Source organism: Hyalangium gracile (assembly GCF_020103725.1).
GTDB classification, from domain to species: domain Bacteria; phylum Myxococcota; class Myxococcia; order Myxococcales; family Myxococcaceae; genus Hyalangium; species Hyalangium gracile.
Genome location: NZ_JAHXBG010000080.1, coordinates 1 through 1096 on the forward strand (window position 1 = coordinate 1; position 1096 = coordinate 1096).

The 1096-nt window shown below is 70.8% G+C and carries 1 pseudogene; it reads right to left on the reverse strand.

From position 1 onward, the window contains the following. Positions 1-349: 349 nt before the first annotated feature. Positions 350-1096: pseudogene (locus tag KY572_RS46890) on the reverse strand (hypothetical protein); the annotation flags it as partial.

Consider the following 1096-nt stretch of genomic DNA (forward strand, 5'->3'; position numbering starts at 1 on the left):
AAGGGCCCGGCCTCCGGGTGCCCGGCTCTCTGGGCCCGGAACACCACCCCGAAGCTGCCCCGGTCGTGCCGAGCGCGGATGCGCCAGGGCCCCACCATCACTCCGGGCACCAACTCCGCGTGCGTCGCTTCGCTCTCCTTCACCGCTCCCTCCTAGGTGGTTGGCAGCCAGCGACCTTACCCTGCAAGTATCCTTGAGCGAAGCGGCTCCGCCTGTTGGAGAGCTGGGACAGACGGAGATCGTCCCGCGTGAGCCGCAGCAGCCTGAAGGAGGAGAGCCCGAGTAGCAGACGGTGATCGTGCCGGTCCAGACCCGAGGGCGAGCGCGGCGGTGAGCAGGAGCGCGCGCCTTATCGCGGATTCTCGGAAGTGGGCTGAGCAGGACCGATGATGATCGGCAGGTAGCAGCCGTCCTCGAAGTCGAACGCTTCCGGTCCGCAAGGCGGCTTCTTCTTCCCGAGCGGTCCTGCCCAACACACCCCCATGATGGCGCGCTGTGATTCAGGATCGCAGGGCGGCTTCTTCTGCCCGGGGTATGGCTTGGGAGGCAATGGGCGCCCAATGGTGAGGACGGGAGGCAAGTACGTGCGCGGGGCAGCTTCAATTGCAGCAAGGGCCTCATCCCCCACGCCACCGTCCGGAACCTCACGCGAGGGCCCACGGGGCTCCACGAGGCCGGACCAGTCCCTCTCGCGGATGGCCTGGCCTGCCACCACGAGGAGCACTACCACGGCCCAGCCACCGAGTGCGCCCAGGCCCCAGGCGAGGTATGGGCGCCTCCAGGGCGGGCCCGGCCTGCTGTCCCGCTCGGTGGCCGCGGCGGCCGGCGTCGGCTCGATGGGGGCGCTGGCCTCCGGCTGCTGGGCGGCATGCCCCAAGGCGGCCGCCAGCGACGCGGCCCTCGGCCGACGCAGCGGCTCCTCGGCCAGGCACGCCAGCAGCAACGCGTCGAGCCCCGTGCTCACTGTCGCGAAGTCCCTGGGCGGCAAGAGTCGCCGCGGCGGGCCGGACACCTCCTCGAATGGGGGCGGATAGGTGCCCGTGACGAGCCGGTACGCGGTGACACCCAGGGCGTACACGTCATCGGCTCCCCTCGG